Source organism: Roseovarius aestuariivivens, assembly GCF_004761875.1.
Taxonomy (GTDB): Bacteria; Pseudomonadota; Alphaproteobacteria; order Rhodobacterales; family Rhodobacteraceae; genus Roseovarius; species Roseovarius aestuariivivens.
This window is the reverse complement of record NZ_SJEY01000020.1, coordinates 1-15,083: the sequence shown is the minus strand read 5'-3', so window position 1 is coordinate 15,083 and position 15,083 is coordinate 1. Positions and strand designations below refer to the sequence as shown.

Here is a 15,083-nt window from a genome sequence, read left to right as displayed (position 1 = left end):
GTGCTTAATCCCCGCAACCTTGGTTTGTGCCATGTCGGTCTCCCGGTTTTTGGGCCGACCCAACGCCGGCCCTGCTACCGAGAGCAGCCCGAACCAAGTGCCGGGCGCTCGCATAGGAACTCTCGAAAAGTCGCGGAAGTCCAGCCATGAATTGGGACAAAGGTAAGAAAAATACCCAAACCGGACACTCGTGCACAGCGCAGCGAACGACTTGAAGGAGCCCGAACCGGAAGTGTTCCATTTCTGAAGCTCGCAGATGCAGCATTGAAATCGACCGGAGCCTCAGCCGCGATGCAGCAAGAAAAGCTGCCATTCATGCAACCCGCAGCGAGTTTTCCGGCACTGATGACCGAGTTGCGGACTTTGCAGTCACTCACTAGCTCAAGCTAACTGGAAATAAGCCTCAGAAGATCTCGATATCTGCCGCCGTCACCGTGGCGTTCTGCTCGAAGGTGGCGACGAGCTCCTGCGCACCAGCTCCCGAGCCGTCGGCGTCGAACCAGAGCTGCCCCGAGGCCTGGTCGAAGATGAACCGGTCGGAGGCGTCCGCCGCCGCGGTGCCGGCCACGAAATCGGCCGCCGAGAGCGCGCCCGCCGCCATGCCGCTGAAGACCGTGCCCTTCATCTTCAGGATGTCGCCTTCATTGGCCTCATTGGTGTTGAAATCGATGATCCGGTCCACGTTGTCGGGCCCCAGCGCGCGGTCGAAGACGAACGTGTCGCCGCCCGCCTGCCCCTTCAGCGTGTCGCGCCCCTCGCGGCCCACGATCGTATTCGAGAACGGCGTGCCCACGATCGTGTTGTCGAGCCCGTTGCCGATCCCGTTGAAAATCGCCGGGCTGCCATCCTTGGTATAGACCGTCTGCATGAACAACCGCTCGACATTGTCCGGAAGCCGGTAGGAGCGGAATGCGAGCACCGTGTCTGCCAACCCGCGTGCAACCGCCTCGATCACTGTGTCGCCAGGCGCGCGCACGAAGTAGGTATCGTTTCCAGCTCCTCCCCGCATTATGTCGTTGTTCTTACCGCCGTCGAGGATGTTAGCCTCGCGGTTGCCGCGCAATTCGTTAACGAGCCCGTTACCCGCGGCCACCCTGGCAGTGCCGGTAAGAAACAGGTTTTCGACGTGCAAGCTACCCAGCCTGAAATCGACCGAGGATACCACGGTGTCAGTCCCAGCCCAGTTGCGACTCTCTACAATCCTGTCCGTAGGGTCGTCGATAGTGATTCTGTCCGAGCCCGGCCCACCGATAAGCGTATCGATACCGGGGCCACCGTCGATTATATCGTCACCGCCGCCGCCGTTAATCGTGTCCGCACCTTCATCGCCCAGCAACGTGTCGTTTCCCGCGCCGCCAGTGACGTTGTCATTGCCCTCGTCGCCTTCAAGGCGATCGTTTTGTGCGCTGCCGAAGAGCGTGTCGTTGTGACGCGATCCTTCGATGGCTTCCACAGAAATCAGGGTGTCGATAAACGGCAAGTCAGAGTTCATCCCTGTCACAACGGATTGGCCGATATGGCCCCAGATTCCAGAAGACACCTGGAAGTTGTCGTATTCCGCACGGTCAAAGCCCGGTCCGCCGTCAAGCAGATTAGCGCCCGCACCACCTTCGAGATCATCGTTACCGCCGGCGCCGCGAAGTGTGTCGTCGCCAAGCGCGCCTTCCAGTTCATCCGAACGTGTCGAACCCAGAAGCGTGTCGTTCCGATCCGTGCCTCGAAGAGTTTCAAACTCCGCGATAATGTGGCGGTAGGTCGTGTTATTGGCAAAAAGGTCAACCGTGCCGCTGGCAAGGTCTGCGCGGACTCCACCGGCGTCCATCAGGCGGTCGAACGTTACTGTATCGCGGCCGGGTCCGCCGTTCATTGTGTCTTGGCCGTAGCCGGCCTCGACATAGTCGTCGCCTTCTTCGCCGAAAATGCGGTCATTTCCATCGGCCGACGGGCCGAACGGGTCCCCGCCACTCACAAGGTCTTGGCCGGAGCCAGCTCGGATATCGTCGTTGCCGGTGCCGCCGAAGACGAAATCGCTGCCAGGCCCGCCGACAAAAACGTCGTTGCCGCCTGACAGGTCAAAAAACCGCTCGTTTCCGGGTTCGTTCGTAAAAGTTTCTCCCCCCAGCGAAAACACCACATCGCGGAATGGACTTCCGGTATAGTCCTGAACCGCCTCGTTCAGCAGGATTAGCTCGCCGCTGTCGCTTTGACCCTGCGGAAGCGACTGCGGCAGAGGCAGGTCGGGTGTCAGGCCCGGGATCTGCGGCCGTGGCCGCCCAATGGAAAGTTCGACCGTTGCCTCGGCTTCCAGAGGCCCAACCGAGAAATTTACGCCTGTAAGATAGTCGACTAACGGACTTTCCGGCAGGCCCGTAACCGAGCGTAACGCGCCGTTGAACTCGTTCAACGTATTGCGGAAAAGCGTGTCAGAACGCTGGTCGAATTCCTCTGCCGAGATCGTTTCGAAGTTTGTGATCCCATATTCCAAGAGGTCATGCGCCTCACTGTGCACGTTGTAAAGCGCCTGCCCAACGGTCTGAACATTCTTGACCGACTGCCAAAGTCCGTCCAGTCCAAGCGCGTCGGCGGCGTACTCGCCCAGACCGGTAAAAGCGTCTGACAGGAAACCGGCCGGGTTCGCGAAAGATTTTAGCGATGGAACGGATACATTCACTTGCGCTTTGGCCTCAGCGGCCCATTGCAGCGTGCCGTTTGAGATAGTCGGCGCCCTGTAGGTAAAATCTATCGACGATGAATAGCCGCCAAGGATCGACGAAAATAATGAACTAGAGTTTCCTTCCGTAAAAGTGCCCAACTCGTCATATTCGGGCGGGATCGCCTTAATCAGACTTTGGTATTCATTATCATCGAGAAACGCCGACCCCCATAGATTTGGCTGCCATTGCAGGTCGTCGAATCCCGGCGCTTTGCCGTCTAAGTCAGTTGGGCGTTTGGTTGTAACGGTGCCTATGGTCCGCGACGCGAAATCTTGACCGGTATTCGCATCAAACTCCCAATCCCGATAGTGGGGTGCCGGTGTCTCGTTAGGGTCAAAGATGGAAATCCACTGAGATCGAGTCACGTCTGTGCCGGGCACTGTGACATCTGAAAAGTAATCGAAGTTACGCGGTTTTGCTTCGTACCGCGTGTAATCCATTTGGAAATATATCGTCGGCATAACATCAAGATATTAATATGCCAGTCGCCAACACAACGAGAAAATTGTTTGATCTTATCGCTTAAAGGCTGTTTTAGAACCCGAAGGGCGACTCATTTTGTTCGCTTTCCATCCGAGCAAACAAACCAACTTGGCCTCCTAGCGGCCGATTAAAAGATCTCGATATCCGCAGCGGTCACCGTGGCGTTTTGCTCGAAGGTGGCGATCAACTCCTGCGCGCCGGCGCCCGAGCCGTCGGCGTCGAACCAGAGCTGCCCCGAGGCCTGGTCGAAGATGAACCGGTCGGAGGCGTCCACCGCCGCGGTGCCGGCCACGAACTGATCCGCGCCGAGCGCCCCCGCCGCCATGCTGCCGAAGACCGTGCCCTTCATCTTCAGGATGTCGCCCTCATTGGCCTCGTTGGTGTTGAAATCGATGATCCGGTCGACGTTGTCGGGCCCCAGCGCCCGGTCGAAGACGAAGGTATCGCCGCCCGCCTGACCCTTCAGCGTGTCGCGCCCCTCGCGGCCCACGATCGTATTCGAGAAGGGCGTGCCCACGATCGTGTTGTCGAGCCCGTTGCCGATCCCGTTGAAAATCGCCGGGCTGCCGTCCTTGGTGCGCACGGTCTGCATGAAGAGCTGTTCGACATGCGCGGCCAGCGCGTAGGACTGGTAGGCCAACACCACGTCGTTGCCCTCGCCGAACTCCTCGACGATCACGTCGCCGGGGGTGCGCAGGATATAGCGGTCGTCGCCAAGCCCGCCGACCATCGTGTCGTTGTTCTTGCCGCCGTCGATGACGTTGTCGGCGTCGTTGCCGGTGATCCGGTTCTGCAAGCCGTTGCCCGCGCCGAGCCGCGCCGTGCCGGTCAGTTCCAAGTCCTCGATATGCTTGCGGCCCATGCGGAAATCGACCTCGGAGACAACCGTGTCGTGCCCCGCCCACTTGCGGCTTTCGGCCACGCGGTCGCCCGCATCGTCCACATAGATCCGGTCCGAGCCCGGCCCGCCAATTAAGAGGTCAGCACCGGGTCCGCCGTCGATCGTGTCGTCGCCTTCACCGCCATTCAAGGTGTCATTGCCAGCAAACCCTAAGAGCGAGTCATTGCCGTTTAGTCCTAGCAATGCCTCTGCAATTACACTGCCCTTCAAAACATCATTACCAGAGGTGCCTAAAACTGGCGCGCCGAGATCGGTCTGGAAGGCGAATAACCCACCGACGAAATTTATACCTGGGTCACTGCCGCCCGTTCCGCTGTGCTGGATGGTATCGCCACCTATTCCGATAGACATTAGGATATTGCCTTCGGGTTCGACGCCGCCGAAACCGTCATCGACATCTAGTGTCGCCGTGAAGAAAAGCCGGTCGTTAGATACGGTCAGTTCTGCAACAGAACCGGAGTCGACCGGGTTTCCGGAGCTTTGATTAGCTGTCCAGTAATCGATTCCGGGAACTCGTGTCGCCGACCCGTCATCTTCTAAGCGATAAAGCAATTGCGTGCCCGAAGCGCTATCCGCGGAAACGTAAATATCTCCATTGAAGCCGATAAAGTCGCGAAGCAGGCTGAACGGTGTATCTAACAGGACTTTGCTGACGTTGCCATCCGCGTCGATACGAAACAGGTTGCGATAGGTCATCATATAAAGAGCGTCGCCGATGACCTTGAGTTGCGGCGATACGGAAAACAGATCCGTAAAGGCTGAAAGGTCGATCTCTACAGCGGCGCCACCAGGATCGACGCGGAATAGTTCTGTGTCGTCGGAGAACGGTCTTGAGCGATAGGTCACAGTAAACCAAGCGCTTCCTGCAAAAACGTCGACGTCGCTCACGTCACCGTCGGGATCGGTAAATAGATATTCCTGTGTGCCATCGGCATTCAGACGCCAGAACTCGTCGTATGTCGTGCCAAGCGGGCTACGCTCATCGGCGATGAAATACAGTTCGGGTCCCAGCACCGCCATGCCCGGGCCGACACGGGCATCCAACCAAGTCATTTCCGTCAGTTGAACCCCGTTCGTACCCTGACCGTAGGCGTATATTTGTTGGGGGACGTTACCAAGTGGCGACGGGTCGAGCGCTAGTGCATAATTTCCTTCATATGCCACCGACGTTGTGGGCATGCCACCACGCCCGGCACCGTAGCTTTGTGCAACCATCTCGCGTTCGAGCAGAACCATCTCGACCTGACCGTTGGCGGTTAGTCGCGCGATTTGCGTGTCAAAGCCTTGTGCTCGGGTATCGGATGGCTCGTAGTATGTTACTGAAAAATGGAAATAGAGGCTGTCGTCAACCTGAGCGTATCCGGCCCCCATGCTTGAGAAGCCGGCGAACCCCTGCCATGTCGGTATAAGGGGATCAGCTACGTAATCGGATTTCGGATCGAATATTTCAATGAAATCGCCGTCGGCTTCCAACCCGTAAAACGACACGGCGGCTGTGCCAACGCCCCGGCCCGAAAACACCAGAATTATGTCGTCATCCGAAAGTCCGGCCATTCTCCGGTCCCTTGCCTCGTGCATCAAACTGGTGTGACCAAAACAAGATTCACAGACGACGTGCTGAATAGCTCGGATGCCAGCCCTTGTCTTGGCCTACACCTACTCAAAAGTAAACTTAATCAGATTGAAAAGCTAGGATTGTGAGATTGAACTGCTTCCCGTTGAATCCGGGATTATATATTGGCCCTGTTTAGGTTTTGGTGTTCCTTTGACCGAGTAGCATGGCCTAAACTACAGAAGATGCAGAACCTCCGCTCACCGTTGGGCCAACGTGTTCCAATTCATTTGACGACGGACACCCTGATCCGATGATGTTATCCCACCAGCCTTCACTTAAATCGGGGGTGGTTCGGCCCGCAGCGTGGAGACTGCTCGTCGTCCCGTGGTGCACCAGAATTGCGTTGGACTTCTCCGCATTGAGCGTGCTTTAGCATTCATAAGCGACATCCAGTTACGGTAACAGAATACCGGACTGCAAACGAAATCTGGACGTTTGAAAGAACGACATTTCGGCCTTTAGCGTTGCGTTTGGGAAACTTACCAGGAAACTTTGCAGCAGCCGAGAGTTTGAGGCTAGTTGATGACGGCAAAGGGCTCGGCCCAGTCATCTGAGGCTTTTAATCGGATGACAGCTTAGGCAGTTAAGCCGCCGTAGGAGCAGGAATTTTGAGGTTCCCGCAGTGAACGGCAGCCACTATCGAAACCGGACGTTATCCAAAGTTCCGGCTATGACCGCCTTGCGGACAAACCAGTCGTTCATCTGAAGCCTGACCGGTAAGTTGTGGCGAACTCCGGCGCGGCGATCCTGTCTACAGTTGGTGAAGCTTTTGAATGCGGTATTTTCGGATCTGGCATTTCTAATTATTCGTTAATTACCAACCGTCATTGCGCGGAAAACTAATGCCTGTAGCGGTGACGCTCAGATTATGTTCTTAGCTCGGGTGCTTTCAAACGGAGACGGTTCTCCCTGATATTATTTTAATGTTTTATCGGTAAAATTTTTTCTTTTAACAGCTCTCTTCAATCCGCAGCGACTGCCTTGCGATGCATAAACGTAACAATCTGAAACCCAATAGCGCTACAGAATGCCGCTATGGCTGCAACTTGGAATACAAGACCATAGCCATCATAGATCCAGAGAAGAGAGCCAATAAACGGTGCGGCGGCCAGTGCGCAGTAATACGGAAAGGCCATAAACCCCAAGATTTTGCCAATTGAGGCATAGCCGAGGCACTCCGACACCGCGATTGGTTTCAAAACGGCGGTCACACCGTAGCCTATCCCGAAGAGGGCTGCGAAACCAAGACTGACGCTTTCGTGTGCCAATTCAGTTGAAACCAACCATGCGCTGCTTGCCATGGCGAGAACTGAGAGGGTCATCAGAGGAAGTACGGCGCCGCGCACGCCGGCCAGTACAAGACCCACACGAGCCAATGCTTGAAAAGGGCCTATAAGCGCCATACCGAGCAGGGCATTGTCTTTCTGCTGCCCCAGTTCGACCAGGGCTGGCACGCTGTGGGCCAGCACCATGCCTTCGATAAAGGCAAGCAACATGCAACTAAGCAGCAAGATCCAGAAAACCGGTCGTTTCTTGGCTGCAATCAAGGCTTCCCGGGCAAGGACTCTCCGCAATCGCTGATCAAGAGTGCAGGAACTCGGTTCAAGGATCGCGGCACCCTTATACATCAACGGGCAGGTCACCAGCCCCATAAGAGCGGCGAACACCAGAACCGATATACGCCACCCGTATTGGTCTGCGATCCAGTTGGCCGCAGGATACACAAGTATGGTTGACAGACCGCCCACCAGCGCAACTAGCGCTATCGACCTGCGTGCGCGCTGCCGCAAGATGCGGGCTAGAAAAGTAAAAGTAGGTTCATACAGGCAGAACCCTTGAGCCACGCCAATGAATAACCATGCAAATAAAAACTGAGCATGCGTATTTGATAGGGCCAGCACAATGAGGCCGCACGCGCCTATGAGTGCACCCCACGCAAAAAGTAGGCGGCTGTTTCCTGCGTCTACCACTCGGCCTGCAACAGGCGCTACCATCGCCGATGTGAAAACCGCGGCAGTCAGCCCCAGTGAGAGCTGTTGTTTCGTAAAACTGGTCTCAACCTCCCAGACCATAAGCAGGGCGCCGAAGATGTAGAAAAGGCAGGCCCAGCCAAGGAAAAGCCCAGCGCCAAGATAAAGCAGCGCAGTTGTTTCGTTCTGCGTCGCGGGAGCCGCGTTATCTGGGATAGTCCCGGTGGGCTCGAGCAAAATGTCATGCTTCAAAATTTGGACCCTAATGCCTCTATGTTATGGGCTCAAAAGCGAATATCACCAGAAAAATTTGGCATGGTTCAAGCTGGGGAAAGCGCCGGTCTAACTATTTGCAATACTCGGTAAGGAGACTAAAAGCCGAGCATGCCAGTGCGAACATCGAACAGCACCAGTGCGAGCACGTTTCACCAAACCGCTCAGGCATCATTTTCAACCAAATTCACTGGCCGACACTTCCACTGGGCGATTTTCCAAGCGGGATACCTATTGACCCACTTTGCTAATTCAGGCTGCGCGCCCATTACGCAGGTCATTATTGAAATGTCTACGAAAGCCATTTTTCTTTGCATTCGGACGGGCTGGAAAGAGGGCAAGACAAAAAACAAGTTCAATCACATTTTGTGCGCCATTTTATTTTCAAACCCGTCCGAATTTAATGTAAGAAAGAGCCGTGCTTAGACCGTGACGTATGTAACGCCGCGATAAATCATTTGGCATCCAGGCAAGTTTGGCGCTATTCGCGCCATGCCATCGTGGGGGAAGCCCCTGTACATGAGATCTGATGGCACCCGTTCTTGACGGAGCTTGGACGGTTGATAAGCTACCCCCCTGTACACGAAGCTCGGATGATCTACCGATCTGGCAAAATCACGTGTGATTGCGGTTGCTGGATTTGTAGAAAGAGTAGCCATGTAGAATTTTCCTTTTAAATATATACCCTTGCGATCAACCATCCTTGCTTGGGAACCAAGCAGAAAGGTTGGCGATCACAGCTCACGCTGGTATACAAATGTTCACACAGAATCTTACCCCACGTAAGATCTGTAAGCCGCTTTTGGCCATGAACGCTCCATTAATGGCGTCAACTGTTCGGTTAGCTTCATAAGTAATCGCGGGGCAGAAATCGGTCCTCGCTCGAAGGTTTCGCGGAAACTGAACAGTTTCAAACTCGGCCTTTACCAGACAGGAGCCGTTCACACGAATTGCGCAAGATCGCATAAAGGAAGTTGGCTTTGTTACATACTCCTTAAGCGTGTTTTTTAGGTTTTTATTGGGGGGGGGGGTGGTTGAAAACCAAAACTCCCCTTTGATAGGAATAACGCTTATATTTTACGCAAAAGTTCGCTAGCGGTTTATGATAATGGCGCTGATCCATTTTTCCGTTTGTAGAAGGGCAAGATCTTTGTGAAGTAATATTGAACTCTAGGCCGGGAGGAATGCCGTGCAGTCTCCCACTCGGTTGAATCGTCGACGTAAGATAGCGGTATTTGTCTATCCAAACGTCGCCTCCGTCGATGTCTGCGGCCCTTTGGAACCGTTCGGCCTTGCAAATTTTCTGACTGGCCAGCGCCTCTATAAACCAATGACCGTGTCTGTGGACGGCGCGTCGGTGCCGGTCGCCGGAGGTTTCCTGAAGATTGAGCCAACATGTGGCTGTGCGGATCTCCCTGAGCGGGTCGATTTGCTGCTCGTCGCCGGTGGTCCAGGATATATGGCCGCCGCCGAAGATAACATCATCCAATCATGGCTTCGCCGGCTTGAGCCGCGGTGCGAGCGCATGGGTGCGATCTGCACGGGCGCGACGGTCCTGCATGCAAGCGGCGTCTTGAAGGGCCAGAGGATCGCGACGCACTGGGTGGAGGCTCAGCGTCTCTGTTCGGATGCGAACGCGAATGTTGTTGTCGAGGAGGACTCCATCTTCGTGCAGTCCGGCAAGTTTTGGACATCTGCGGGCATGCTGGCCGGCGTCGATCTGGCTTTGGCGCTGATCGAGGCCGATCACGGGCGACAGCTGGCGCTGGACATCGCGCGTTTCATGGTCATGGTGCTCAGACGGCAGGGCGGTCAATCTCAATTCAGCACTGCGCTCAAGGCAGAGACGACCGAAGATCCCCGTGTGAGAAGGGTTCAACTTGCAATCTACGAAAACCCCGACGCGTCCTTATCCCTCAAAATCCTGGCAAATATGGCCGCCATGAGTGAACGGTCACTTGTTCGGCGTTTCAAGGAGCTCACGGGAAAGACGATTTCGAGTTACACGGAGGATGTTCGACTGGACCTAGCCTGTCGTCTTTTGGAAACTTCGAACCTGTCGATGAAGAGTGTAGCTGCGAAATCCGGTTTTGGTACCGCGGCAACCATGCGTCGCGTATTCGCGCGAAGACTTTCTACATCACCCAGTCAGTACAAAGCGAATTTCGGCATTTTAGAGGGTAAGCAATCAATCGAAAAAGAACGGGAAGATAGCTTAAAAATGGACTTGAAGAAGGTGATCTCCGGAAAATCAGTTTGGTGATATTTTTTTACACGTCGTAGCTTCGCTTCTGTTCTGCAATCGGCTTCACGCTAGGCTCGTTCCAGGTAAAGCATCTAATTATCAGCATATGACTTCGAATTGACCGTTTAGCCTGACTTCCACAAGAAGATCGTTTTCTTAGGAGGACCAAGGCTGGGTCGGTCGTATTTTCTTCCAAATTCTGCACCATCACCAACGTCGGAATTGGGCTCGATGCCGTCATCTGAGGCTTTTTGTCGGATGACCGGATAGGCGCGGCAAGCAGCCTTCGGAGACGTAGAAATCGACGTTTCCGCCGTGAATGACTGCCTCTATCGACACCGGACGTTCGCTGAAATCGAGGTTATGACGGTTCAAGAACCATTGATCCTTTGCACTCATGCCCAGGCGCCTTAATCGACATTCAGCACACGCCGATTATTGGCAAGAGGCTTGCCGTGCGATTTTCGGAAGAAGGGCTCAGATTTGGAAAGTTGAGTATCACTAAGCCCGCTAAGATTGCTCACTTCACCACTTCGTTTTCGGAGCCGTGGGTCACGCCGCGCGACGGCAATTAGTGCATCCTGACACTAACAGGTTCTCCAAATCAAACCGGCACCAGTTTGACTCTCATGCCTTTGGTATGTTGGGCTCGGTTAAATTTGGAGGTGAGCAATGGGCCGCATTATATCGTACATACCAGTTAATATGGACGAACCATCAGTCTGGTATGGCGTCGTAGTTAGTAACACGTCAACGTCTATCACAATTCAAGCTGGTAGTCGGACTGGAACTTATTTCGGAAGTTTTACCTATGATGCAATAGGTAACGTATATGGCCAAATTTCCGGTTACCAGTCTACGTACGCTGGTACATTGGAAGTAATTGCAACCGGGTTTTCGGTTGATGCATATGTTGCTAACAACCTTTTATACAGCAATAGAATTGAGGAATTTGCTGCGCTAGTACTTCAGGGCAATGACGAACTGATTGCGTCCACGGGCGCGGACACGATCAAGGGCTACGCTGGCAACGATACGATAAACGGCGGCCAGGGAAACGACGTGATCAGAGGTGGTCCAGGGACGGACACTGCTGTAATCGCGTCACCCTTATCGGACGCAACTGTCGAAATTTTATCAAACGGTTTTTCGATCCGGAGCACAGATGGTTTAGACCGGTTTTACAATGTCGAAAGGTTCCAGTTCTCAGACAGGATTTTAACTGCTGACCAGCTTCGCGACCTCATTCCGAACGAAATTTTCGGCACATCAGGGCCTGACAGTTTAGCCGGGACGACCGGCGACGACTCTATGCTCGGTTACGCAGGCGATGATACACTGGATGGCGGGCTTGGAGAGGATACTCTAATTGGCGGACCCGGTTCAGATACCTATTTTATAAATGGGTCTGAAGATACAATTTTAGAGGCTGCTGGAGACACGGGGTATGATCGTGTCTTTACAACTTCCAGCTTTGATATGCAGTCGGTTTTTGTGGAAGCGATAAAGTCCTTGTCGGACACTGACGTAAAAATTGACGGTAACAACCTCAACAATTTTATCATAGGCAGCAATCTTGGTGATGACACTCTCATCGGGCGCGACGGTAGTGACACGTTAAACGGAGGCGGTGGCGATGACATTTTGCAAGGCCATGCAGGCGCTGACATTCTGAATGGGGGACCCGGGTCTGACACCTACTATGTCGACAGCGGTTTGGACGAAGTTGTCGAAGGCTCCAGATGGGTGGGCCACGATCTTGTTTATTCATCTGTCGATTTCCGCATGGGACGCAGCCATATCGAGGATCTCTATCTGACGGGTAATGCGGTAATAGGCGCAGGCAACGGTTTGCGAAACGAAATCCGCGGTAACGCACAGGACAACGTTCTAGACGGCGGTAAGAACAACGACACGCTAATGGGGGGGGCAGGAGACGACATCTATCTTGTCCGTGCGCCCGGCGACACGGTGATAGAGGCGGCAGGCCGGGGGATCGCCGACACTGTTAAAGCCTACCGGTCTTACGCGCTGACAGACAATGTCGAGCGTCTGTATATGCAGACCGTCCACACCAAAGACGGTGACCCTGCGATCTTCAACGGCATCGGCAATGAACTCGACAACACCATTGTGGGTACGCCTTTTGAGAACTTTATTATTGGCCGCGAAGGGCGCGACACGCTGAAGGGCCAGCGCGGCGCCGACACCTTCGTCTTCGACCGCGCGATTGGACCTGACAACGTGGACCGGATCATCGACTTCAACGTCAATGAGGCCAATGAGGGTGACATCCTGCTGATGCGAAGCACAATCTTTCCGGGGCTGGCTGCGGGAACTTTGACAGCGGATGCGTTCGTAGCAGGTACAGCAGCCCTAGATGCCAATGACCGGTTCGGCTTCGATCAGACAACGGGGCGGCTCTGGTTCGACGCGGACGGCTCCGGCGCAGGCGATCAGGTGCTGATCGCGACCTTCGAGCAGAACGCTACAGTGACGGCGGCGGACATCGAGATTTTCTGAAGAGGATTTCGGGCGAGCTTTTACAGCCGCGATCCAGAGCGCTGACGCAACAAGCCATAAACGGAATAATCCTCGGGACCAATTCATCGGCACCGCCTATCCCGATACGAAAAAACAAGAAAGGGCAACGAAAAGCCATGCTTGCTTGCAAGAGTGCATGCATCTCATTGTATAAAGACACTACGGTATTTGGTACCTTAAATGGTTTCTACGAAGTCACGCTGTGCGGATTTTGCAGTCACTCACTCAGCTCAAGCCAACTGGAAAAAAGCCTCAGAATATCTCGATATCCGCGGCGGTCACCGTGGCGTTCTGTTCGAAGGTGGCGATGAGTTCCTGCGCGCCGGCGCCGGAGCCGTCGGCGTCGAACCAGAGCTGCCCGGAGGCCTGGTCGAAGATGAACCTGTCGGAGGCGTCCGCCGCAGCTGTGCCGGCAACGAAATCCGCCGCCGAGAGAGCGCCCGCGGCCATGCCGCCGAAGACCGTGCCTTTCATCTTCAGGATGTCGCCCTCATTCGCCTCGTTGGTGTTGAAATCGATAATCCGGTCCACGTTGTCGGGCCCGATCGCGCGGTCGAAAACAAAGGTGTCGCCGCCCGCCTGGCCCTTCAACGTGTCGCGCCCCTCGCGCCCCACGATGGTATTCGAGAAGGGCGTGCCCACGATCGTGTTGTCGAGCCCGTTGCCGATCCCGTTGAAAATCGCCGGACTGCCGTCCTTGGTGCGCACGGTCTGCATGAACAGCTGTTCGACATGCGCGGCCAGCGCGTAGGACTGGTAGGCCAGCACCACGTCGTTGCCCTCGCCGAACTCCTCGACGATCACGTCGCCGGGGGTGCGCAGGATGTAGCGGTCGTCGCCGAGCCCGCCGACCATCGTGTCGTTGTTCTTACCGCCGTCGATGACGTTGTCGGAATCATTGCCGGTGATCCGGTTCTGCAAGCCGTTGCCCGCGCCGAGCCGCGCCGTGCCGGTCAGTTCGAGGTCCTCGATATGGCTGCGGCCCATGCGGAAATCGACCGAAGACTCCACAGTATCATGCCCGGCCCAGCGGTTGCTTTCGGCCACCCGGTCGCCGGCGTCATCCACAACGAACCGGTCAGAGCCGGGCCCGCCGTTCATCGTGTCTGCACCTGTGCCGCCGATGATCGTATCATCGCCGCCCGCCGCCTCGATCCGGTCGTCGCCTTCAAGGCCGTTCAAGATGTTCATTCCGCCGTTGCCGAGAAGGTAGTTGTTCAGAGCGTTTCCGGTGCCGTTCGTGTTGACGCTTCCACCCAGGATCAGGGTTTCGATGTGTTGGGCACCCATTTCGAAGCTTACGCTCGACACTACGCGGTCGATGCCCACATGCGTGGCCAGTTCGATGACCCGATCGTCGACGTGATTAACGAGGTAAAGGTCGCTATTCTGGCCACCAGCCATCAAGTCGCCATCGAGACCGCCATCCAGCCGGTCGTCGCCCAAACCGCCATTAAGCGTGTCGGATCCTGACTCGCCCTGCAGAGTGTCGTTGCCGAGTCCGCCGAACAGCTTGTCGTGATCGCCCCCGCCGCTCAGCAGGTCGTCACCATCGCCGCCTCCCACAAGGTCCAGGCCTATGCCGCCAGCCAAGGTGTCGTTGCCGCCGAGCCCCTCGACCGTGTCGTTGCCGCCGAGCGCGTCGATATTGTCGGCATCTTCACTGCCGGTGAGGTTGTCGTCGCCCTCGGTAGAGACCGGCGCGCGCAATTGCGCCGCGTCTACGTCGCCATCGATGAAGCTCAGGACCTCGATCCCGCGCAACTGATTGATGCCCTGGGCCGTTGTGACGGTAAATCCTTCTGCGGTCTCCTCGATGACGGCATCTGCCTGGGCCACGCCCAAAACCGCGCGGTCCATGCCTAGACCGCCATCCGCGGTATCGTCGCCCGTCCCAAGGATCAGCAGGTCGTCATCGGCGCCGCCGCTCAGGAAGTCCGAACCGGCATGACCCTCCAGCGTGTCGTTGCCCTCGGCGCCGTAAAGCTGGTCTGGCAGATTGGCGCCTACCAGCAGGTTATTCGCCGCGTTGCCCGTCAGTTGGTTGCGGCCCTGACTGCCGATCACGATCTCGATGTCGATCAGCTTTTCAAGCGTGAATTGGTCCAGCGCGAAATAGACCTCGCCGGTCTCGAGATTGACCCTAGTGGTGCCGTTGTAGAACGCATAGCTGACCTCGTCGATACCTGTGCCGCCGTCCAACGTGTCATAACCGAAGCCGCCGTCCAGGGTATCGTTGCCGGCACCGCCAAGAAGAATATCGTTTCCGCCGTCGCCTTCGAGAAGATCGTCGCCCTCGTCACCCGAAAGGGCGTCATTTTCGCCTCCACCGCGCAGC

7 protein-coding genes and 2 pseudogenes are annotated in these 15,083 nt (G+C 55.7%); 2 read left to right on the top strand and 7 right to left on the bottom strand.

The window, feature by feature from the left end; genetic code table 11:
* Window positions 1–403: 403 nt before the first annotated feature.
* From EZV60_RS18700 to EZV60_RS19590, 4 genes are all read right to left on the bottom strand, one after another.
* Window positions 404–2,671, bottom strand: a complete 2,268-nt coding sequence (locus EZV60_RS18700) for a calcium-binding protein (protein WP_167853588.1) — start codon at window positions 2,669–2,671, stop codon at window positions 404–406.
* Window positions 2,672–3,324: 653 nt separating this feature from the next.
* Complete coding sequence (locus EZV60_RS18695) at window positions 3,325–5,652, bottom strand: calcium-binding protein (protein ID WP_167853587.1); 2,328 nt, start codon at window positions 5,650–5,652, stop codon at window positions 3,325–3,327.
* 1,023 nt (window positions 5,653–6,675) lie between these two features.
* On the bottom strand, window positions 6,676–7,935 hold the full coding sequence (locus tag EZV60_RS18690; RefSeq protein ID WP_167853586.1) for an MFS transporter: 1,260 nt from the start codon (window positions 7,933–7,935) through the stop codon (window positions 6,676–6,678).
* A gap of 443 nt (window positions 7,936–8,378) precedes the next feature.
* Entirely contained in the window at window positions 8,379–8,615 is a 237-nt protein-coding gene (locus EZV60_RS19590; protein ID WP_425353578.1) for a DUF4278 domain-containing protein, read from the bottom strand.
* Between the two features lie 530 nt (window positions 8,616–9,145).
* Here EZV60_RS19590 and EZV60_RS18680 point away from each other — a divergent pair.
* Window positions 9,146–10,219, top strand: a complete 1,074-nt coding sequence (locus tag EZV60_RS18680; protein WP_135507544.1) for a GlxA family transcriptional regulator — start codon at window positions 9,146–9,148, stop codon at window positions 10,217–10,219.
* Between the two features lie 219 nt (window positions 10,220–10,438).
* On the opposite strand, the gene EZV60_RS19200 is transcribed toward EZV60_RS18680, so the two are convergent.
* Together EZV60_RS19200 and EZV60_RS19400 are read right to left on the bottom strand one after the other, a co-directional pair.
* Complete coding sequence (locus tag EZV60_RS19200) at window positions 10,439–10,600, bottom strand: hypothetical protein (protein ID WP_167853585.1); 162 nt, start codon at window positions 10,598–10,600, stop codon at window positions 10,439–10,441.
* 20 nt (window positions 10,601–10,620) lie between these two features.
* A pseudogene (locus EZV60_RS19400) lies at window positions 10,621–10,725 on the bottom strand (IS5/IS1182 family transposase); the annotation flags it as partial.
* Window positions 10,726–11,074: 349 nt separating this feature from the next.
* On the opposite strand from EZV60_RS19400, the gene EZV60_RS18675 reads away from it, so the two are divergent.
* Window positions 11,075–12,724, top strand: coding sequence for a calcium-binding protein (locus EZV60_RS18675; protein WP_167853584.1), 1,650 nt, complete (start codon window positions 11,075–11,077; stop codon window positions 12,722–12,724).
* 273 nt (window positions 12,725–12,997) lie between these two features.
* Here the strand turns inward: EZV60_RS18675 and EZV60_RS18670 are convergent.
* Window positions 12,998–15,083 (bottom strand): annotated as a pseudogene (locus EZV60_RS18670) (calcium-binding protein); the annotation flags it as partial.